Consider the following 20,385-nt stretch of genomic DNA (forward strand, 5'->3'; position numbering starts at 1 on the left):
GCGGTTCCACGGATGAGGTGCGGTGAGGCGTCCCGTCAGGACGACCGGTCCGTGCTCGTGTCGTCGTCGATCCGTATCCACTGGACTTCCAGGTCGCCGGTGGAGGCGAGGGTGGAGCGCAGGGCGGCCTCGGAGTTCGTCGTGCCGGTCACCAAGGCGATGTAGGGCTTCGCTCCGGCGCGCTGGGCGAGGAAGGCGGTCGGATCCGGCACGTGCCCCGCGCCGGGCAGCGGGACCAGGTGGGCGGTGTGCAACAGGTGCCAGGTCTCGGGGTCGACCCCCGGCCTGTGGTGCAGGACCGCGAGTTCCTCCGGCTCCGCCCCGTACATCCGGGTCACCGCCACCGCTGCGCCATGGGCGGGTCCCACCGCCAGACCCGCACCGACGCACCGGTAGAACTCGCGGGCGAAGGTCTTGGCCATCACGTCCTCCACCCGCCCGGGATAGCCGATCGCACACCCTGCGGTCTGCGCCAACTCCTCGGCCGCACCGTCGGTGGCACAGGCATTGAGCAGCACGAGCCGCACGCCCTTGCCGGCCGCCGCCAGCAGGTCGCCGAGCCCCGCGGTGACCAGTGGGGCGTCGCCGCCGTCCTCGGTCAGGACCCGCAGCCCTCCGTCGGTCGCGTGGCCGGAGAAGTGGACCACCGTCGGTGCCCGCTCCAGCAGATGCTCCAGGATGTCCTCGCCGCGCACCGCCTGGGCGGTGTGCACCGTCAGCCCGTCGCGGTAGCGGGCCGAGCGGACGACCTGAGTGACCTCGCGCTGCTCCGCACCGGTGTCGGGGCCGCCGAGTCGGGTGGCGACCGCGGACAGCATCAGTACGCATGCCGGCGGCGGGCCGCTCACCCTTCGAGCTCCGGGGCGGTGACGGCCAGGACCGCCTGCAGGACCGCGCTGAGCGCGGCGGCCCGGGAGGGCCGGGCGGACAGCAGGGATGCGAGTTCGGCCACGGCCCTGTTCCGCTCCTCGGCGGTGGGCGCGGCCTCGTGCGCCGCGGCGGCCAGGACGTCTCCCGGGTCGGGTACGGCGGCCTGCCGGGCCGCACGCACCACCGCCCCGTTCGGGGCGTCGTCCAGGGCGCGGGCGGCCAGCCAGTGCACCGTTGCGGTCCAGGAGGCGTCGAAGACGCTCCCCTCGACCACCGCGAGCCACGCGAGCGTCTGCCCGTCCGCGGCCTCCAAGGCCTGCTGGACACGGGCGTGCAGTACCTGCCGGTCCTCCAACAGGCCGTAGGCGGCCTCGATGCCGTCCGCGGCGGCCATCGCCAGGACCGCGCGGTGCACGGCGATCACTTGGCTCTCACCCTGGGGCCCCTCGTCCATACCGGCCAGGGCCCCGTCCGCGTCGGGAGCGAGGAGGTCCTCGACGTGCTCGGCCAGGAACGCGGCCGAACCCGCCCAGCCTCCGTCCCCGGAGCTTGCCCGGATCCACGCAATCAGGGTTTCTGTCAGCAGCAGTGGCCGGTACACCACGTCCCCCGGCACGCCGGCCACCACTTGGTCCAGCAGTTCGACATGCCCAGCCGCGGCATCGTGCAGTCGCGCCCATTCCCGCAAGGCCACGCCGGATGCGGCATCGAGCAGAGCGGTGTGCCCTTCCAAGAAGGCGCGGGAGGCAGCCCAGGTGTCGGTGTTGATCCAGTCCGCTGTCAGCTTGAGGGCCGTTTCGCTGACGTCCAGCCATGCCGATGGATCAACAGCCCGGTTGCCTTCCCCGCAGAAGTGCATCACTACCTCGCGCTGTGCGGGGTTGTTCTTGACGATACGTCGCAGGACCTGGCGGACCTGGAAGGCGGTCGGCCCATCAAGCCCGGCGGGCGAGGTCAGCAGTGCACACAAGCCCTCGACCGCTTCGGTCGTCTCGCCATGTTCCAGAACGAACACGGCTCGCGAGTAGGAGAGCTGCGCGACGGCCGTTGACTGTCCGTGCCACGAGTCGATGACTTCCTCGAAGAGCCTGAGTGCGTCGCCACGGCGGCCGATCTCCGCGAGTCGGTTGGCGAGGTTGTTCAGCGACGTTGCCAGGTTGGGGAGGTGGGCGTCGGGGTTTTCGTGGGCGAGGGTGCGGTAGAGGGTGGCGGCTTCTTCGGCGGGGGTAAGTGCCTCCTCGTGCTGTCCGATCGCTCCGAGATGGTTGGCGAGGTTGTTCAGCGACACTGCCAGGTCGGGGAGGTGGGCGCCGGGGTTGGCTCGGGCGAGGGTGCGGCGGAGTTGGACGGCTTCTTCGGCGGGGGCGAGTGCCTCCTCGTGCCGTCCGATCCCCGCGAGTCGGTTGGCGAGGTTGTTCAGCGACATCGCCAGGTCGGGGAGGTGGGCGTCGGGGTTGTTGCGGGCGAGGGTGCGGTAGAGGGTGGCGGCTTCTTCGGCGGGGGTAAGTGCCTCCTCGTGCTGTCCGATCGCTCCGAGATGGTTGGCGAGGTTGTTGAGCGAACCGGCCAGGTCGGGGAGGTAGGCGGCGGGGTTGGCTCGGGCGAGGGTGCGGCGGAGTTGGACGGCTTCTTCGGCGGGGGTAAATGCCTCCTCGTGCCGTCCGATCTCTCCGAGCAAGGCGGCGAGGTTGTTGAGCGAACCAGCCAGGTTGGGGAGGTAGGCGTCGGGATTGGCTCGGGCGAGGCTGCGGTAGATGGAGGCGGCTTCCTCGACTTGGGCGAGCGCCTCCCCGCGCCGCCCAACCCCCCCTAGCTCGACGGCGAGGTTGTTCAAAGACAGAGCCAGGTTGGGGAGGTGGGCGTCGGGGTTGTGGTGGGCGAGGGTGCGGTGGAGAGTGGCGGCTTCTTCGGCCAGGGCGAGTGCTTCCGCGCGCCGTCCGATCTCTCCGAACAAGGCGGCGAGGTTGTTGAGCGAACCGGCCAGGTTGGGGAGGTAGGCGCCGGGGTTGTCGTTGGCAAGGGTGCGACGGAGTTGGACGGCTTCTTCGGCGGGGGCGAGTGCCTCCGCGTGCCGTCCGATCTCCGCGAGTCGGTTGGCGAGGTTGGTCAGCGACATCGCCAGGTCGGGGAGGTGGGCGTCGGGGTTGTCGTGGGCGAGGGTGCGGTAGAGGGTGGCGGCTTCTTCGGCGGGGGCGAGTGCTTCCGCGCGCCGTCCGATCTCCGCGAGTCGGTTGGCGAGGTTGTTGAGCGACGTTGCCAGGTTGGGGAGGTGGGCGTCGGGGTTTTCGTGGGCGAGGGTGCGGCGGAGTTGGACGGCTTCTTCGGCCGGGGCGAGTGCCTCCGCGCGCCGTCCGATCTCCCCGAGCTGGATGGCGAGGTTGTTGAGCGACGTTGCCAGGTTGGGGAGGTGGGCGTCGGGGTTGTCGTGGGCGAGTGCACGGTAGAGGGTGGCGGCTTCTTCGGCCGGGGCGAGTGCCTCCGCGCGCCGTCCGATCTCCCCGAGCTGGACGGCGAGGTTGTTGAGCGACGTTGCCAGGTTGGGGAGGTAGGCGTCGGGGTTGTCGTGGGCGAGTGCGCGGCAGACGGTGGCGGCTTCCTCGACTTGGACGAGTGCCTCCGTGCGCCGTCCGAGCGCCCCAAGATGGACGGCGAGGTTGTTGAGCGAACCGGCCAGGGTCGGGAGGTAGGCGTTGGGGTTGTCGTGGGCGAGGGTGCGGTAGAGGGTGGCGGCTTCCTCAGCGGGGGCGAGTGCTTCTGCGCGCCGTCCGATCGCTCCGAGATGGTTGGCGAGGTTGTTGAGCGACATTGCCAGGTTGGGGAGGTGGGCGTTGGGGTTGTCGTGGGCGAGGGTGCGGTAGAGGGTGGCGGCTTCTTCGGCGGGGGCGAGTGCTTCTGCGCGCCGTCCGATCGCTCCGAGATGGTTGGCGAGGTTGTTGAGCGAACCGGCCAGGTCGGAGAGGTAAGCGTCGGGGTTCGCCTCGGTAAGTTGCCGCAGCGCCGTGACCCCGGGGCCGCCGGCGGCGAGGGCGTGGTCGGGCAGGTGCCGCTGCAGGTAGGGGTTCGCCCGGTCCGGCATGGTGCCCTCGGCAGTCTGTTCCAGTGTCAGGTCCACGAACGAGCGGACGATGGCCAGGGCGGGCGGATGGCCGTCACCGGCGGGAGTCGCGGGTGCTTTCCGCAGGTGGGTGATGAGTTCGCGGTGGTACAGCCGGTAGACGGCCTGGTGGCCGTCGCTGTCCTCGACGATGTACCGGCCGTAGTGGGCCAGGAGCCAGTCGATGTCCGCGGGCCCGTACACCGTGCCGTGCCGGCTGACGGCCCGGGCGGCGGTCTGCCAGACGCCGTGGGCGGGCATGCCGTTGCCCGCGGCCCAGGCGAGCGCGGAGAGGAGGTCGTCCGCGGCGTGCGGCAGGTCGCGGCCGTCGCGGTGCAAGGCGGTGCCGGTGGCCAGGTCGCGGGTCAGGGCCTCGGAGATGGTGGCCGGGATCTGCTCGCGCCACGGCCGGTCGGGGGAGGCGGCCAGGTCGCGTGCGAGTGCGGACGCGACGATCCGGGCGAACAGGAAGCCTCCTCGGCTGCCGGTGGCCCGTTCGGCCAGGACCGGGGCCACCTCTTCCGCCATCTCACCGGGCAGCCCGTCGACCGTCAGGCGCTTGCGGACGTAGTCGGCGATGTCGGCGGCGGTGTCGGGTTGTTGGTCGAGGTCGAGGACTTTCACGGCAGCGCCCACCGTGCGGGTCAGCGCTGCATCCAGGGTCTCGCCGGGTTCGAGATGGGGCCGGAACGGCCGGTCCCGCGAGGCCAGCAGTACGGTGCACAACCGGCTCAGGGGGACCAGTAGTTGATCGGCGATCGGCCCTGCTTGGCCGGGCGTGGCCTCGTCCAAGCCGTCCAGTACCAGTACGTGGCGCCGCGCGCCGGTGGCTTCGAGCCCTTCCAGGTCGGCGATCAGGCCGGCGGGCGTCTTCGGCTCGGGCAGGCCCAGTTTGTCGGCGAGCGCCGCGGCCACGTCCTGTACGCCCATGCCCCGCAGGTGCAGGGCGGCGTCCACGCTGTCCTGCCCCGGGTCCGGGTCGTCCTTCGTCAGGGGAGCGTGCTCCATGATCGCGGCGCGTTCCTCCGGGTGGGCCAGCGCCGCGATGCGGCCCGCGACCGCCGACTTTCCGGCCCCGGCGCTGCCGGTCAGCAGCAACATCCCCGCCGCGCCCTCGGCGAGCCAGGCGGTGATCTCCTCCAGGGCGCGGCGCCGCCCGGTGAAGAACCAGCCCTCCTCGGTGGGGTCGATTCCCCGGGCGGCGAGCACCAGGTGTTCCACCAGCGCTTCACCGGCCCGCGGGCGCCACAGCGGGTTGCGGAAGATCGGTTTGGGCCGGCCGGTGGACGCCCAGACGGGGACCTGCCCGCTGTCGCGACAGTCCTCCATGGCGGCCTGGGCCAGGGTGTCCCCGGTGATGCCTTCGTTGCGCACGCTCCACTCGTGCCGGTACCGGCCCGGCTTCTCGTGCCCCCGTGCGCGGGTGTGGGCCACGGGCTCGGTTCGGCTCGGGCCGTCCCGCAGCAGTCGCAGCACGGTCTCCAGGAGCAGGCCACGGCTCCCCGCAGCCTTTTCGTGGGCCTGGCAGGCGGCGAGCACGCCGAGCCAGGAGGTTCGGGGTTCGGGCAGGGTGCGGTTGCTCCAGGCGGTCAGTGCGTGGTCGACGGCGCCGAGGGCGCCGGCGCCGGAGTGGCAGGTGTCGAGCAGGATCAGGATCTGGTCCGCGCTGCTGGACAGGACCTGGCCTGCGAGGCGTTCGGGGTTATAGAACAGGTCGGGGGTCCCGAGCTCCTCCTTCGCGGTTGCCCGGGTGATGAGTTGCAAGTTCCTCTTGTCGTCGATCTCCGCGTGTCCGGACCAGGCGACGACGGCCGGGCCGTGGTTCCCGTCGGCGTGCCAGCGCTTGCGCCACTCGTTCAGAGCGTCGACGAGGCCGCCCTGTCCGAGGTTCGTCAGGACGGTCGGTCGATAGCCGAACGGCGCGAGGGCAGCAGCGAGTTCGTCCACCTGCTCGACGGCGCCGGGCAGCGGACGGAAGGCCGGATCCTCGTAGCGGTCGTACACGGTCGCCAGGAAGGTGCCCGGGACGGATGCCGTGCCGGTTGCGTCGGGGTCCTCGCTGTTGTGGGTCATGCGTCGCCTCCGATGAGGGTCAGTGCGGTCACCGCGGTGTCCTCGTGGTCGCGCGAGGCGTGGACGGTGACCCGGTACGCTCCCGGCCCGAGGCAGGGGAACGCTCCCGCGTAGCGGCCCCCGCCGAGGTTGCGCAGCGTGCGCTCCTCGCAGACGCCCTCACCGGTCACGGTGGCCCGGACGGAGAGCTCGTCCGCCCCGGCGCGCTCGGTGGCGACCCTGACCTCCACCGGCAGCGGCTCGCCCGTCGCCAGGTAGTCCGGGGCCCGCACGCTCAGTGGATAGCCGGCCTGCGCGCCGCGGTAGACGCGGGGCGCCGGGGCGAGCCAGTCGAACAGGTCCTCCAGGACGCCGGGGTGGCCCTTGATCGCGCCGTGCGTGGCGAAGGAGGCCCGCACGGTCGGGTCGTCCAGGGGCAGTTCGGCGGGGTAGGCGGCGAACCGCGGCACCCGCCCGTCCCCGCCCTCGTCGTGGCCCTCGATGGTCTCGATCAGCCGCAGGCGTTCGCCTTCGACGGCGGCCGTCGTCGGGGTGGGCTGCCGTACGCCGACCACCGGCAGGCACAGCCGATCCGATCCACCCCGCCGGACGCGTAAGAGGGCCGCCGCACGGATCTCCGCGTGGAACCGCCCGGCGTCTTCGAGGAGCAGCGGATCCACGCCGCGCAGGCCGCCGGCGATCTCCTTCGGGTACCGCAGCCCGTCCGGGCCCTCCAGGCAGGCGTAGTCGGGAGTGAGCTGGTGGGTGGACGGGAGGCTGCGCCCGAAACCGCTCAGGTCCACCCCCAGCCGTTCACCGCCGATCCGGTGCCCGTTGACCAGCGACTCCAGTGCCCCGATCGACCCCCGGTGCGGGGTCCCCAGCGTGATCAGCTGCCGGGTGACCTCGGCGCCGCCCGCGCACTCCACGTAGTACCGGGCCACGAGCCCGCCCATGGAGTGGCACACCAGCCGCACCCGGGCGTCCGCGCGGTGCGGCGCGGACGCCCGCCACCGCCCCAGTGCCTCGTCCACCCGGGCGGCCAGCAACCGGGCGTTGTAGCGGCACGACAGCCGCCAGTCGTAGGCGAACCCGACCAGGTTCACCGGCGTGTCCGCCCGCTCGCCCGGCAGCGCACGGCGCAGCGTGAACGTGCGTTCCAGCCAGCCGAGCAGGCCGCTGTACCCGTCGACCAGCGGCCACACTCCGGGCAGCGCGTGCAGGGACGGCACGAGCCCGACCGGCACGACGCCGTCCCCGGGATGCCCGTCACCGAGGTCCTTCGGAAGGCGAAGGTCCTTCACGGAGCCGGCGAAGGTCCTGATGCCCTGCCAGAGGGCGCCGGCCGAGGCGCCCCACACCTCCCGGCCGTCCACCGCCAGGCGGCTGCCCAGAATGCCCGGGACCACCACCACCAGGTCCTCGAACGGTTCGCGTCGCACCGTACCCACCCCCGTGCTCATCACTACGCCGCCGGGGCCGTCACGGCTGCGCCCCGGAGCATCGATCCGGAGCGTCGATAACTACCAGACACGCGGACACCGCGACCCTTCAATCGGACAAGTCACCCCCTCCGCAGGGGCCGGGCCGAGGGCCGGGTCGGCGGGGCGTAAGACCGCGGGGCCGGGGGACCCGGAAGCCGTTAGAGCGACGAAATGTCCCTTTCTCCTAGGTTCGGTGGTGTCAGTCGGACAGCCCGACGGACAGCCACTCCGAGGAGCCCCACATGAAGATCAGCAAGCGCATCGTCGCCACCTCCGCCGCGGTCCTGCTCGGTACCGTCGCCTTCGGTGGAGCCGCGCACGCCGCGGACGGCCACGGCGGCGCCCCGGGCAAGGACTCCCAGCACCAGCGGACGGTCCACGCCGCTCCGGGAACCGACCACGTCCCCGCGCAGAAGATCCGGCCCGCCTCGAAGGACAACCCGTACAGCCAGACCATCAAGGCGGCTCCGGGCACCGAGCACACCGCCGCGGGGGTCCTGGCGCAGAAGTGACCCGGCGGGGCGCGGCGGTCCACCGGCCCACCGGTCCACGGGCCCACCGGACGGGCCGCCGCGTCCTGAACTCCGCTACCCGCCGTACGTACGCCACCGTGCCGGTGCCGGTGCTCGTGCCGTGTGAACGGGTCGTACCAGTGGGGCGCGTGTGACGCTATAACGGGCACATGATCTTCCACATCGCTGTGCTGCCCTGCCGGTCGGCGGCGCCCGAACGACCTTGTGAACAAACGGTCTTGGTGGCGCCCGGGGGCTCCGCGCCGCGGCGCGGAGCCCCCGGGCGGCTGGGGAGTGACATCGTGCCACCCGGCCCGTCACCCCTGCGAGTGACCGCGCGCATCACCGCACCGCCGGCCCCGCCCCCGGGCCGCCGCCCGCACCCGCCGCACCGACAAGGAGTGCCCGGATGACGCACGCCCGCCCCCACGCCGACACGGACGCCGACCCCACCGGCCCCGAGACCGTACGCAGTTGCCCCTTCCGCCACGACGTGGCGCTGGAGCCGGATCCCGCCATGGCACGGCTGCGGACGCAAGCGCCGATCACACGCATCGCCATGCCGTACGGGCAGGGCGACTGCTGGTTGGTGACCCGGTACGCCGACGTGCGCACCGTCACCTCCGACCGCCGCTTCAGTCGGGCCGCACTCGTCGGACAGGACTTCCCGCGCACCACCCCGGTGCCCGTCGTCGCGGACGGGTCGATCAACCTCATGGACCCGCCGGTGCTGAACCGGGTCCGCCGCCTCGTCATCGGCGCCTTCACCATCCCCGCGGTGGAGGCCGTGCGGCCGTGGGTCCGTACGACGGTCGACGGCCTGCTGGACGCCATGGCGGACGCCGTGGCCGAACGCGGGCGCGCGGACCTCGTGTCCCACCTCGCCCACCAGATCCCCCTGCTGACGATCTATCAGTTGATGGAAGTGCCCGAGGAGGACCGGCCCCGGCTGCGCGCGTGGGCCACCGCCATGACGTCGATGCACCCCGACGGGCGGGCCGCGGCGGTCGGGGCCGAGGCGCGACTGCGCGCGTACTTCGGTGCGCTCTCGCTCGCCCGCCGGCGGCGCCCCGGCAGCGATCTGATCAGCGCGCTCGCCACCGCGCGGATCGGGGACGAGACCCTGACGGAGGACGAACTCGCCGTCCTGACCATGCTGTTGGTGGTCACCGGGCACGACACCACGGCGCACGCCATCAGCAACATCGTCTACACCCTGCTCACCCACCCCGACCGGCTCGACGAGTTACGGGCCCGTCCCGGACTGCTGCCGCAGGCGCTGGAGGAGCTGCTCCGCTTCATCCCCTTCCGGCAGGGGGTGGGGACCCCCCGGGTCGCGCTGGAGGACGTCGAGCTCGGCGGGGTGCTCATCCGGGCCGGCGACACCGTCCAGGTCTCCTATCTGACGGCGAACCGGGACGGCTCGGTGTACGACCGGCCGGACGGCATCGACTTCGAACGGACCGAATCCGCCCCGCACATGGCCTTCGGTTACGGCAGTCACCACTGCCTGGGATCGCACCTGGCCCGCATGGTCCTCCAGGTCTCCGTCGCGGCGCTGCTGCACCGCTTCCCCGGCCTCCGGCTCGCGACGCCGGCCGAGGAGGTGCGCTGGAACACCGGATCGCTGTGGCGCCACCCCCTCGAACTGCCCCTCACCTGGTAGGGATCCGCTGCTCGGGACCCGCGCCGCGAGCGGGCCGGGCGGGGCCGTCAGCGCGGCGCGCCGGGGGCGCTCCAGCGCTCCACGTCCCTGGTGAGCGAGTCCAGCCAGGCGAGGGCGGCGAAGAACCGGGGCGGCGCGAGGTCCGTGGGCGTCGGCCCCGCACGCACCGCATCCGGGGGCGTCGCGTCCGGCGCCCCGCGCAACAGGGAGGCCACCGCGCCCGCGCGCTCGCACAGCCAGCCGCCTTCGACCCCGTCCAGGGGCCGGCCGCCCCGGCCGAGCAACCGCCGTGATCCCCAGAGCACGTGATGGCCGGTCAGGATCGTGGCCTGCCAGTCCGGGGCGGTACCGGCGGCGGGGCGGGGCTCGCTCTGGTGCTGCGCGAACGCCGACTCGGCCAGCGACACGGCGAGTTGGAGCGGATGGTCGTCGGGGACGGTCCCCGGTCCGCCCGCGGCCACCCCCGCGGTGGCGGCCTCGACCGTATCGGCCGCCCGCGCCAGCATCAGGGCGACCGCCCGGTGGAGTTCCTCCTGCGCGCCCCGCGGCCAGGCCAGCAGTCCGAAGACGGTGCCGATCAGACTGCCGATGACCACGTCCATGATCCTGACCTCGGCCAGCCGCCAGGTCACGGGAGCCAGCTGCGCGAAGACGAAGGACACGACGAGGGTGAACATGCCCTGGGACCAGCCCACGCCCCGCACCGGCCCCACCGTGAAGGCGACGAGCATGACGAAGGGCAGGGCCACGGCGTAGACGGTGGTCCGCCCGCCGACCAGGGCCAGGAGCGCCGCGGTCACCAGGGCGCCGACCAGCGTGCCGGTGAGGGCCAGCCGTACGGTCGCCCGGGTCTGCGCGGCCGTGGTCCGGGTCAGGCTGAGCACGGCGAGCATCGCCCAGAAGCCGTGGGGCAGCGACTCCACGCCCGCGACCGTACGGGCCGCCGCCAGGGCGAGGCTGATCCGGACGGCGTTCTGGAAGTAGACGGACCGGGGCCCGGCGTGCGCTGCCAGCCGGTGCCACCACAGACGGGGGGCGCGCTGCCCGGCGTACCAGAAACGGCCGGGATCGGTCTCGGCCGGCGGGTCGGCCCGGCGGCCCCGAACGGCCAGCTCGGCCGCCGTGGAGAAGGCCAGCGCGGCGTCGGCCGCCTCCAGCGCCGCGGCCCGGCGCAGGCCCCGGGCCGCGGTCGTGGGCCGCTCGTCCGCGCTCCGGGCCGTCGCCCGCGCCCGTACGCGCCGCAGCGGGTCGCGGGAGTCGGCCGTGCGGGCCGGGTCGATCGCGGCGGCGGTGTCGCGCAACAGCGCCGCGGTCCCGGTCGCGGACCGGGCCAGCGCGGGCAGCAGCTCGGGTTCCAGGTCCGGCGGCCGCTCGCCCGGCGGCGGCGCGGGGAGGTTCACCAGCCGACTCAGCAGCGTACGGGCGGCCAGCCCAGCGTGGCTGAGGGCGCGGTCCCGCAGCCCCGGCCCCGCGGGACGCTCGGCCTCCGTGACCCGGAAGGGCCGCAGGGACTCCCCGGCGGCCAGGGCGGCCCGCGCCGCAGCGGGGGACAGCCCGTACGGCTCGCGGCCCAGCTCGACCGCGCAGCGGGCCGCGGTCACGGCGGCCCGAGCGGCCAGTTCCCCGTAGGCGGGGGCGCGCGGCTCGGGCAGGACGAAGGCTTCGGCGAGGACGAGCAGCGCCAGCCCGAAGGTCACCCCGGCGAGCCGCTCGACCAGGGTGTCCGGGGCGTAGGGCGGGAAGCACGGCAGGATGTAGAGCAGCTGCAGCCCGGGAGTGGCTCCCGCCGCCCGGGGGCCGGCCGCCGCCGCGAAGGCGAGCAGGAAGCCGATCACCAGCATGCCGGCCACGGCGCTCCAGGTCCGCACCGCGAGGTAGCTCCCGACGGTGACCAGCGCCCAGGCGACGGGCGCCGCCCGCACCAGGGCGGCCGCCCGCTGCCGCCCGGTGCCGGGGACGTGGGAGAGGGCGGCCATCGAGACCACCCCGAAGAGCGCGTACGTCGCCGCGACGGGCCGGTCCAGCCCGTACAGGCACACGAAGAACGCGGCGCACGCGGCGAGCGTGGTCCGCAGCGCGCGCCGCGTCGTGCCCGTCGGCCCACCGTGGACGCCCATGACTCCAGCATCGGACCGTCGGCCCGGAGCCACCACACGCGACCCCTGACCGATGGATCGGTCAGCCCGCCCGCGCCGGAGCGGGCCGATCGACTTCGAGCGCGGCACCCCCCCCGCACAGGGGGTCATTCCGTCCCCGCGGCGCGGCTAGGCTGGGCGCATGACTGTGCTCGTGTACGAAGACTTCGGTACCGGACGCCACCGGGAAGCCTCCCTGATCCGGCACGCCCTGGGCAGCGTCCACGACGAGGAACTCGTCGCGGGCCTCGCCGGGGGCGTCGGCTTCATGTACTTCGTCTTCGAGTACGAGGGCCGGAACCCCATCGCCACCATCGTGGCCCAGGCCCACCCCGAGCCCTGGGTGCAGGTCGCGCTCGGCCGCCTGGGGGTCCCGTACGACGCCACGCGCGCGATGAAGCCCCGCTGGGGCCGGGTCCGGGCGGCGCTGGACGAGGGGCAGCCGGCGTTCTGCGTCGTCGACCGCTCCTCGCTGCCCTGGCACGCGGCCGACCCGGACGCCGAGATGACCGGCGCCGACCCGTACACCGTCGTCATCGCCGGCTACGACGGCGACGACCTGCTGATCGAGGACGGCGCCGGGACACCGCACCGGATCGACCGCGAGGAGTTCGGGGCGGCCTGGACGGCGCACCGCAAGGGGCGTCACCAGCTGATCGTGCCCACCGGGCCGGCCGAGAGGGAGCCGGATGTGGACGGGGCGATCGCCTCGACCGTCGGCCACTTCACCGGGCCCGTCCTGGGGAACCAGTTCGACGTGAACTTCGGCTTCTCCGGGATGGAGAAGTTCGCCGCGCAGCTGCGCGACCGGACCACTGCGACCGGATGGGAGCGCCGGTTCGGCGGTTCCCCCGAGGCTCTGCGCGCCGGCACCGGGCGGCTCCACGCCTGCCTGGAGGAGGAATGGACCGCCCCGGGGGCGACCCGGCCGCTGTACGCCGACTTCCTCGATCTGGTCGGGCGCCCCGAGGCGGCCGGACTCTTCCGCGAGTCCGGCCGCCACTGGTCGGAACTGGCCCTGCTCGCCCGGGACGCCGACGCCGGGGCCGACGCGGAGGGGCGCGGCGCGCTCTTCGAGGCGTTGGCGCAGCGGGTGGACCGCTGCCTGGAGCTGGAGGGGCAGGCCGTCCGGGCGCTGGGGAAGTAGCGCCTGGCGGCTCGGTGGAAGCAGCGGCTCAGCCGCTCTTCTTGGGGACCAGCGGTTTGTGGCCCGGGTACACGTGGTCGGGGGTCACGATCCGCGTGACCGCCTCGCCGAAGAGCGTGCTCGGCTCCTGACCCTTGGTCTCGACGTCGGTGTTGAGGACGACGACCATCGTGGCCTGGGCCGGCGGCAGGTAGACGGTCAGGGTCTCGTAGCCGGGCAGCGAGCCGTTGTGCCCGATCCAGCCCTGCACGTCGAAGATGCCCAGCCCGTAGCCCGCTCCCGGGATGTCCATCGGGGTGGTCTTCAGTCGCTCCGCCTGGGTCGCGGGCGTCAGCAGGGTGCCGGTGGCGAGCACCCGGGCCCAACTGCGCAGGTCCTGGAGGTCGGAGATCATCGCGCCGGCGGCCCAGGCCCAGGAGGGGTTCCAGTCCGTCGCGTCCTCGATCTTCCCGGAGAGCGTCTGGTCGGTGTAGCCGTGTGCGTGCGGATCGGGGAGCCGCGAGTCCGTCGGGAAGAGCGTGTCGCGCAGCCCGGCGGGCTCCAGCACGTCCTGCGCGATGACGTCGTGCAGCGGACGCCCGGTCACCTTCTCCACCACCAGGCCGAGCAGCACCAGGTTGGTGTTGGAGTACTGGAACCGCGCGCCCGGCTCGAACTGCACCGGGTGTGTGAAGGAGTAGTCCAGCAGCTGTCGCGGTGTGAAGCTCCGGCCGGGATCGCCCTCGAACGCCTTGATCATGCCGGGGTCGAGGGTGTAGTTGAACAACCCGCTGCGCATGCCGGCCAGTTCGCGCAGGGTGATGCGGTCGCCGTTCGGCACGTCGGATACGTACGTGGCGATGGGGTCGTCCAGGCCGACCTTGCCCTGGTCCACGAGTTGGAGGAGGGCCGTGACCGTGAAGGTCTTGGTCTCGCTGCCGATGCGCACGCGGAGATCGCTGCGCATCGGCTCGCCGGTCACCTTGTCGGCGACGCCGAAGCTCTTCACGTAACTGCCCTTGCCGGGGGCCCACAGTCCCACGGTCGCTCCCGGTACCCCGGTCTCGCGCAGGACCGCGCGCACGGCCGCGTCCAACTGCGCGGCGACGGCCGGAGTGAGCTGCGGGAAGGCCGCGCCCGTAGTGGGTGAGGGGGCCGCGGAAGAGGAAGAGGAGGAGGTGGGGGAGGAGGAGGTGGGGGAGGTGGGGGAGGTGGGGGAGGGCGCCGGGGAGGTGGCGCCGTACGCCGAGCCCGAAACCGCCGGGATGACGAGCACGCCCGCCGCGGCGGCAGCCGCGCAGGCCCGACGGAGCCGGATGTGGGTTGGCTTCACCGCACGATCTCCTGTCGTCCGAGGACCCAGGTGAGAAAACACAGCCACACCACCGTAGGCCCGCCCCGCACCCGCCGCGAGGCGGGACGGAACGGGCCCGGGTCCGCCCGGCGCGCGGCGCCGGGCGGGTACCGCTGCGGGGGTCAGGGGGTCGTCTTGCCGACCTCCAGGTCCGCCGTCGGGTCCTTGACCTTGCCGCCGGGCGGGCCGGCGGCCGCGCTCGTGTTGTTCTTGGTGTCGGGGTCGTGGGTGAGGGAGTCGACGGTGGCGGTGTTGCGGATGTCGGAGCCGTTGCCGGTGTACTCCGGATCCAGCTTCACCTTGATCACCCAGGTCATCGAGGCCCCGGGCGCCAGATTCGGCAGCGGGCCGCAGGTGACGGTCCGTCCGGAGGTGCACGTGGCGTCGCCCGAGACGAAGCTCAGCGCGGTCGGCAGCGTGTCCGAGACGGTGATCTGCTCGGCCTGGGAGGGACCGTTGTTGGTGACGGTCAGGGCGTAGTCGAAGGTCTCGCCCGGGGCCACGGGGGCGCTCTGGACGGGCTTCTTGGTGATGGCGAGGTCCGCGGCGGGATCCGTGACGTGCCCGCCGGGCACGGTCGCGGTGCTCTTGTCGTTCCCGCTCTCGGGGTCGATGTTGTCGGCCGTCACCTGGGCAGTGTTCTTCAGGTCACTGCCGTCGCCGCTGTACGCGGGATCCACCTTGACGGTGAGCAGGTACTCGATGGTCTCGCCGACCTTGAGCGGGGTCGTCCGCTTGCAGGACACCAGGTGTCCGGCGGCGGTGCACCCCGCGGGCGAGGACGCCACGTACGAGAGCCCCTCGGGGAGGTTGTCGGAGAGCTTGACGTTGAAGGCGTCGGCCGACGGACCGTTGTTGGTGACCCGGATCCGGTAGTCGAAGGTCTCGCCCGGCACCGGCGGCTTCGTGCCGACGGCCTCCTTGGTCACGGCCAGGTCCGCGGTCGGCTTGTTGACCTTGCTGCCGGGCAGGCCCGCCGGGCTGCTCGTGTTGTTCTCCGGTTTGGGGTCCTTGGTCCGCGAGGTGGCGGTGGCGGTGTTGCGGATGTCGGAGCCGTCGCCGGTGTAGGTGCTGTCGAGGCGGACGGTGAACCGCCAGGTCCGGGACCCCGTGGGGTCCAGCACGGCCACCGGGCCGCAGGTGACCGTGCCGTTCGTGGCCGAGCAGCCGTCGGGGGAGGAGACGAAGGCGAGCTGCGCGGGCAGCCTGTCGGTGAGAGTGGTGTCCAGGGCCCGGGAGGGGCCGTCGTTGTGCGCGGTCACCACGTACTCGAAGGTCTGCCCCGGGGCGATCGGGGTGTCGTTGGCGGGCCGCTTCGTGGTCCAGACGTCGGCCTGCGGCTCGGTGACCCCGCCCGGCGGGAGCACGGCGTGCGAGGTGTTGTCCGCGGGCTCGGGGTCCTTGGAAGCGGAGGAGGAGGTCGCGGTGTTGCGCAGGTCGCTGCCGTCACCCGCGTAGGCGGCGTCCAGCTTGACCTTGAAGGTCCACACCACCTCGGCGCCCGGGACGAGCCGCGCCAGCGGGCCGCAGGTGACGGTCCGTCCGGACGCCGCGCAGGGGTCGGCCGAGGACACGAAGGTCAGGCCGTCGGGCAGGGTGTCGACGATCTTGACGTTGCGCGCGTCGGAGGGACCCTTGTTGGTCGTGCTGATCGCGTACTCGTACTCCTGGCCCGGAACGGTCGGCCCCGCACCGAGCGGCGTCTTGACGGTGGCCAGGTCCGATACGGGATCGAAGGGTCCCGGCGGCAGCACCGGATCCGGCTTGTTGTTGGCCGGATCGGGGTCGGTGGCGTCCGAGGTGCCGGTCGCGCTGTTGCCGAGGTCGCTGCCGTCGCCCTGGTAGGAGGGGCTCAGCCGCGCCTGGAAGGTCCAGCTCTTGGACTGCTGGGCGGCCAACTGCGGTTCGGGTCCGCAGGTGACGGTCTGGCTGACGGCGGTGCAGCCGTCGGAGGAGCCCACGAAGGAGATCCCGGCCGGGAGCTTGTCCGTCGCGGTGACGTTGCGGGCCACCGACGGGCCCTTGTTCTTCGCGGTGAGCGTGTAGGTGATCAGGTCACCGGGGGCCTTGGTACGCCGTGCCGTCACCTCGACCGTCGCTCCTCCCCCGGGCAGGGCGGCGGCCGCGGCAGCGGCGGGGACCGGTCCGGTCCACAGGGCCGCGGCGCAGAGCAGTGGGGCCATGGCCCACACCGCCGGCCGCCGGCCTGGTGTCGTCGTCATCGCGCATCGTTTCCGTTTCGTGCGGGGGGAGGGAGCGGGGGGAACAGGGACCGTACGGAGCGTGCTGGGCGCGGTACGGGAGTCGGTGGGGGAACGCGGTGGTGGAGCGGGTGGTGGAGCGGGGCCGACCGGGCGGGGCCCGGTCAGCCCGCGACGGCCCGTTTGGACAGTTCGATGTCGGCGCTCGGGGCGCGGACCCGCCCCCCGGGCGCGCCGTCGGAGCCCTGGTTGTCGAGCGGGTTGGGATCGGCGGTGTCCGACCGGGCGGTGGCGGTGTTCCGCAGCGTCGTGCCGTCGCCGCTGTACGCCGGGTCGAGGCGCACGGTGAAGGTCCACGAGCGGACCCCGCCCGGGGCCAACGTCGCCTCCGTGCCGCAGGTGACGTCGCGGCCGACGGCGGAGCAGCCGCCGGCCGAGGAGACGAAGGCGAGCGCCGCGGGCAGCGGGTCGGTGGCGGAGACCTGCCGGGCCACGGAGGGGCCCGCGTTGCGCACGGTCACCGTGTAGGTGAAGGTCTCGCCGGGCGCGACGGGGGACCGGTTCTCGGCGGCCTTGGTCAGCGAGAGGTCCGCCCGGGGCGCCGCCACTCCGCCGGGCGGAGCGGCGGCCGCACTCGTGTTGTTCGCCGGCTGCGGGTCGGTCACGGCGTGCTGGACCGTCGCGACGTTCCCGAGGTCCGAGCCGTCGCCCGTGTAGGCGGCGTCCAGCCGGACGCGTACGGTCCACGTGGCGTCCGCCCCGGCGCTCAGCGCGGCGCGGACCGGGCAGGACAGTTGCTGCCCCGAGGCCGTGCACCCGTCGGGGGAGGAGACGAAGCGCAGCGGCGCCGGAAGCGTGTCGGCGACCTTGACGGCGCTCGTGTGGGAGGGGCCGAGGTTGCGCGCGGTGATCTTGTAGTCGAACTCCTGGCCGGGGGCCACGGGCCCGGTCCCGACCCCTTCCTTGAGCGCGGCGACATCGGCGCGGGCCGTCACCACCGTGTCGGGGGCGGCGGCGGTGTTGTCGGCCGGATTCGTGTCCGTACGGTCCGCCGGGGCGGTCACGGTCGCCGTGTTGGTCAAGGTGACGGGCTGCGCCGGCGCCGTACCGGTGATCGTGTAGGTGACCGAGCCGCCCCGCTTGAAGTCGGCCGTCGTGTCCAGGACGTTCCCGCTGCCGGAGGCCCGGCCGCAGGTGCCGCCGGTGCCGGCGCGGCAGGTCCAGGTGACACCGGTCAGCCCGGGCACCGTGTCGCGCACGGCGGCGCCGGTGACCTCGTTGGCCTGGCTGTTGGAGACGGTGAGGGTGTAGGTGACCGGCCCGCCGCCCGCCGGCACGCTCGTGGGGGAGCCCGATTTCGCGAGGGTGAGGTCGGCCGGCACGTTGATCTTGAGGTCGTCGATCTCGTGCACGTTCGTGGCGCCGCCGGTGCCCCCGGAGAAGCCCACCTTGAGGGTGTCGGGCAGCTTGGGCTGGCCGGTGATCCCGGTGACGTCGTAGTCGGTGATGAGCTGGGTCATGGTGGTGCCGGGGCCGCTGTCGGACCACACCGACAGCAGCATCTTCGTACCGCTGGGCAGCAGGGAGACGCGCACCGTGCGTTCCTGGGCGCGGCTGCCGGTCTCCACCGTCTTGCCCGGTCCGTCCACGGCGGTGGCGTAGCGGTAGCCCGTCGACGCGTTGCCGCCGCCGCGCACCACGATCTTGTTCGGCTGGTTGCCCGGCCCGCCGTTGCCGACCACGTCCGAGGAGAAGTTGCCGAACTCGTCCAGGCCGACGCCGAGGTAGGCGCCCGGAACGCCCGAGGTCGTGCACCGGGTCGCGATCGGGCCCGAGCAGGCGTAGCCGAGGCTGCCGCCGGACGGGCCCACCCCGTCGGACGCCGCGCCGTCGGTCAGGTAGAACGACAACCCGTCACCCCGCTTGCCCAGGTAGGAGGTTCCGCCGTAAGTGGCGTACCGGAACTCGGCGAGGATGCCGAGGCTGGAGGAGAAGGAGTCCTTCATCTTCCAGGTCCCGGCCTGGTTGCTGCTCGCGGACGTCAGGCGCAGCCAACCGCCGCCCGGATAGCTCGCGTCGCCGCTGGTGGTGCCCAGGTTGGTGGAGCTGTCGAAGGTTTCGTTGACGGGGAAGGTGAGGGCCCGGGGGCCGCGGCCGTCCGCCGGCGCCCGGGTCACGGCGACCGGGTCCGGACCGGGGCCGGGGGCCGCGGCCGCCGCTGTCGGGGCGAGCGGCGCCAGCAGGGCGACGGCCCACAGGAGCGGCGCGGCGGCCCGTCGCCACCGGCCGTGCCGGCCCCCGGTGCGGTTCCGGCGCCGGCCCGTGCTCGGGGTCGGGCTCGGGTCCGGGCTCCAGGGCACTGTCATTCCTGTGGGTTCCTCGTCTGCTCGCTCGGCGGTGGTCTGCGGGAGGCGTCGATCCGGGGGCGGGCCGGACGGCCTCGGGGGCACGCCCGACGTCACGCCCGGGACCGGCCGCGGAAGGCCGTGCGCAGTGCCGCGCCGCCGGCCACCAGGGAGGCCGAGGCCCACAGCAGCCACGGCGGCAGGGCGGATCCGGAGTCGGCGAGGTCGTCGCGGCCACCGTGCTGGTCCTCGCGGCCGTGCTCGCCCCGGCCGCCGTGGTCCTCGTGCCCGCCGTGGCCGTCGTGTCCTTCGTGCGCGTCGTCGCGCCCGTCTTCGCCGTCGTCGTCGTTGGCGTCGTCATCGCTGTCATCGCTGTCATCGCCGTGCTCGCCGTGGTGGTCCTTGCCGCCGTCGGAGACCAGGCAGAGCCGGCCACCGCCCGGTCCGGTGGTGTCCGGCGCGTTGGCGTTGTCCGACAGATCGGGATCGAAGCTCGCGCTGGTGACGCGCGCGACGTTCTGGAGGGGCGTGCAGATGCTCGCCGGAGGGTTCGCCCGGTCGGTGGCGCCGGCGCGCACGGTGATCCGGAACTCCGCCGTCTCCCCGGCCGCCAGGCGCGCGAGCGGTGGGCACACCACCCGTCGGTCCTGCCCCTGCTCGCTCACGCAGTCGTCGGGCGAGGAGAGCAGGGTGAGCGAGGAGGGCAACAGGTCGGTGACGCTGATCTGCCGGGCCGTGCCCGGGCCCTGGTTGTGCACCGAGATCAGGTACGTGAACTTCTCGCCGGGCCGGACGTGCTCCCGACCCTTGGCGAGCTGGGCCGTCTTGCGGAGCGAGAGGTCCGCGGTCCGCGCGCTGGGCGGCACCTTCAGGCCCGTCAGGGACGTCATGTTGTTGCGGGAGTCGGGGTCCGACGTCGCCGCGTCGACGACCGCCTCGTTGACGATGTCCGCACCGTCCCCGCGGTAGTCGGCCGCCAACCGTACGGTGATCACCCATGCGTGCGAGGAGCCCACCGAGAGCGTGGCCAACGGCCCGCACAGCACCGTCGTACCGCTCGCCGTGCAGCCGTCGCGCGAGGAGACGAACTCCAGGGAGGCGGGCAGTCGGTCGGTGACGCGGACCCGGCGGGCGGTGGAGGGCCCGTGGTTGGTCACCGTCACGACGTAGTCGAAGGTCTCCCGCACCGCCGCGGCGGAGCCCTCCCGCTGCTCCCGGGCCCCGGACGCGCCGGGCCGCAGCGCGCCCGACACCGCGAGGTCGGCGCTCTCCGGCTGCTGCACGGCCGCAGGGGCCGCCGCCCGCGCGCCGGGGGACGGGGGCGGCGCCGACGGGGACGGCTGCGCCGCGACCGCGGGCGTCAGCGGCAGGAACCAGCAGGCCGCCACCGCGCAGAACGCGGTACGGCCCCGCCCGTACGCGCCGCCGGGGCGGTTCTCAAAGACGCGTCGCATCGCACACCCTTCGGAGGATCCGTCTCCCCAGGGGTGGAGCGGTGCGGTCAGCTATTCACATAAATCGCGTTATCGAGGCACTTTTCGTGATC

11 protein-coding genes are annotated in these 20,385 nt (G+C 73.3%); 3 read left to right on the forward strand and 8 right to left on the reverse strand.

Features of this window, described 5'->3' with window-relative positions:
* Nucleotides 1–35: 35 nt before the first annotated feature.
* From ACIBEA_RS03870 to ACIBEA_RS03880, 3 genes are read right to left on the reverse strand one after another with little or no spacing between them, the layout of a single operon-like run.
* Nucleotides 36–848 carry a CHAT domain-containing protein gene (locus ACIBEA_RS03870; RefSeq protein ID WP_399257585.1) on the reverse strand — a complete coding sequence of 271 codons (813 nt, stop codon included), beginning with the start codon at nucleotides 846–848 and terminating at the stop codon, nucleotides 36–38.
* Nucleotides 845–6,037, reverse strand: coding sequence for a tetratricopeptide repeat protein (locus ACIBEA_RS03875; protein WP_399257587.1), 5,193 nt, complete (start codon nucleotides 6,035–6,037; stop codon nucleotides 845–847). The genes ACIBEA_RS03870 and ACIBEA_RS03875 overlap by 4 nt, the downstream gene beginning before the upstream one ends.
* Nucleotides 6,034–7,458: an esterase/lipase family protein gene (locus ACIBEA_RS03880; protein ID WP_399257589.1), complete on the reverse strand. Its 1,425-nt coding sequence runs from the start codon at nucleotides 7,456–7,458 to the stop codon at nucleotides 6,034–6,036. Before ACIBEA_RS03880 ends, ACIBEA_RS03875 begins: the two co-directional genes overlap by 4 nt.
* Before the next feature lie 284 nt (nucleotides 7,459–7,742).
* Here ACIBEA_RS03880 and ACIBEA_RS03885 point away from each other — a divergent pair, with 284 nt between their 5' ends.
* Both ACIBEA_RS03885 and ACIBEA_RS03890 read left to right on the forward strand, forming a co-directional pair.
* Nucleotides 7,743–8,012 (forward strand): hypothetical protein, encoded by a 270-nt coding sequence (locus ACIBEA_RS03885; RefSeq protein ID WP_399257591.1) that lies wholly within the window; start codon nucleotides 7,743–7,745, stop codon nucleotides 8,010–8,012.
* A gap of 409 nt (nucleotides 8,013–8,421) precedes the next feature.
* Nucleotides 8,422–9,678, forward strand: coding sequence for a cytochrome P450 (locus tag ACIBEA_RS03890; protein ID WP_399257593.1), 1,257 nt, complete (start codon nucleotides 8,422–8,424; stop codon nucleotides 9,676–9,678).
* A gap of 47 nt (nucleotides 9,679–9,725) precedes the next feature.
* Here ACIBEA_RS03890 and ACIBEA_RS03895 read toward each other — a convergent pair whose 3' ends face one another.
* Nucleotides 9,726–11,795, reverse strand: coding sequence for an FUSC family protein (locus ACIBEA_RS03895; protein ID WP_399257595.1), 2,070 nt, complete (start codon nucleotides 11,793–11,795; stop codon nucleotides 9,726–9,728).
* A gap of 160 nt (nucleotides 11,796–11,955) precedes the next feature.
* Between ACIBEA_RS03895 and ACIBEA_RS03900 the strand changes: the two genes are divergently transcribed.
* Nucleotides 11,956–12,960, forward strand: coding sequence for a BtrH N-terminal domain-containing protein (locus ACIBEA_RS03900; protein ID WP_399257597.1), 1,005 nt, complete (start codon nucleotides 11,956–11,958; stop codon nucleotides 12,958–12,960).
* Nucleotides 12,961–12,988: 28 nt separating this feature from the next.
* Here the strand turns inward: ACIBEA_RS03900 and ACIBEA_RS03905 are convergent, their stop codons facing one another.
* From ACIBEA_RS03905 to ACIBEA_RS03920, 4 genes are all read right to left on the reverse strand, one after another.
* On the reverse strand, nucleotides 12,989–14,272 hold the full coding sequence (locus ACIBEA_RS03905) for a serine hydrolase domain-containing protein (protein WP_399257599.1): 1,284 nt from the start codon (nucleotides 14,270–14,272) through the stop codon (nucleotides 12,989–12,991).
* 143 nt (nucleotides 14,273–14,415) lie between these two features.
* Nucleotides 14,416–16,515: a DUF11 domain-containing protein gene (locus tag ACIBEA_RS03910; RefSeq protein WP_399257601.1), complete on the reverse strand. Its 2,100-nt coding sequence runs from the start codon at nucleotides 16,513–16,515 to the stop codon at nucleotides 14,416–14,418.
* Nucleotides 16,516–16,658: 143 nt separating this feature from the next.
* Nucleotides 16,659–18,860: a hypothetical protein gene (locus ACIBEA_RS03915; protein ID WP_399257602.1), complete on the reverse strand. Its 2,202-nt coding sequence runs from the start codon at nucleotides 18,858–18,860 to the stop codon at nucleotides 16,659–16,661.
* Between the two features lie 92 nt (nucleotides 18,861–18,952).
* On the reverse strand, nucleotides 18,953–20,293 hold the full coding sequence (locus ACIBEA_RS03920; RefSeq protein ID WP_399257604.1) for a hypothetical protein: 1,341 nt from the start codon (nucleotides 20,291–20,293) through the stop codon (nucleotides 18,953–18,955).
* Between the last annotated feature and the right edge of the window lie 92 nt (nucleotides 20,294–20,385).

The sequence above is a fragment of the Streptomyces sp. NPDC051555 genome (assembly GCF_044454405.1).
Taxonomy (GTDB): Bacteria; Actinomycetota; Actinomycetes; order Streptomycetales; family Streptomycetaceae; genus Streptomyces.

What these genes read in the sequence shown, in the direction of transcription:
- ACIBEA_RS03915 (WP_399257602.1), bottom strand. Translation starts at nt 18,860, where the DNA reads ATGACAGTGCCCTGGAGCCCGGACCCGAGCCCGACCCCGAGCACGGGC.
- ACIBEA_RS03895 (WP_399257595.1), bottom strand. Translation starts at nt 11,795, where the DNA reads ATGGGCGTCCACGGTGGGCCGACGGGCACGACGCGGCGCGCGCTGCGG.
- ACIBEA_RS03910 (WP_399257601.1), bottom strand. Translation starts at nt 16,515, where the DNA reads ATGACGACGACACCAGGCCGGCGGCCGGCGGTGTGGGCCATGGCCCCA.
- ACIBEA_RS03885 (WP_399257591.1), top strand. Translation starts at nt 7,743, where the DNA reads ATGAAGATCAGCAAGCGCATCGTCGCCACCTCCGCCGCGGTCCTGCTC.
- ACIBEA_RS03890 (WP_399257593.1), top strand. Translation starts at nt 8,422, where the DNA reads ATGACGCACGCCCGCCCCCACGCCGACACGGACGCCGACCCCACCGGC.
- ACIBEA_RS03875 (WP_399257587.1), bottom strand. Translation starts at nt 6,037, where the DNA reads ATGACCCACAACAGCGAGGACCCCGACGCAACCGGCACGGCATCCGTC.
- ACIBEA_RS03920 (WP_399257604.1), bottom strand. Translation starts at nt 20,293, where the DNA reads ATGCGACGCGTCTTTGAGAACCGCCCCGGCGGCGCGTACGGGCGGGGC.
- ACIBEA_RS03900 (WP_399257597.1), top strand. Translation starts at nt 11,956, where the DNA reads ATGACTGTGCTCGTGTACGAAGACTTCGGTACCGGACGCCACCGGGAA.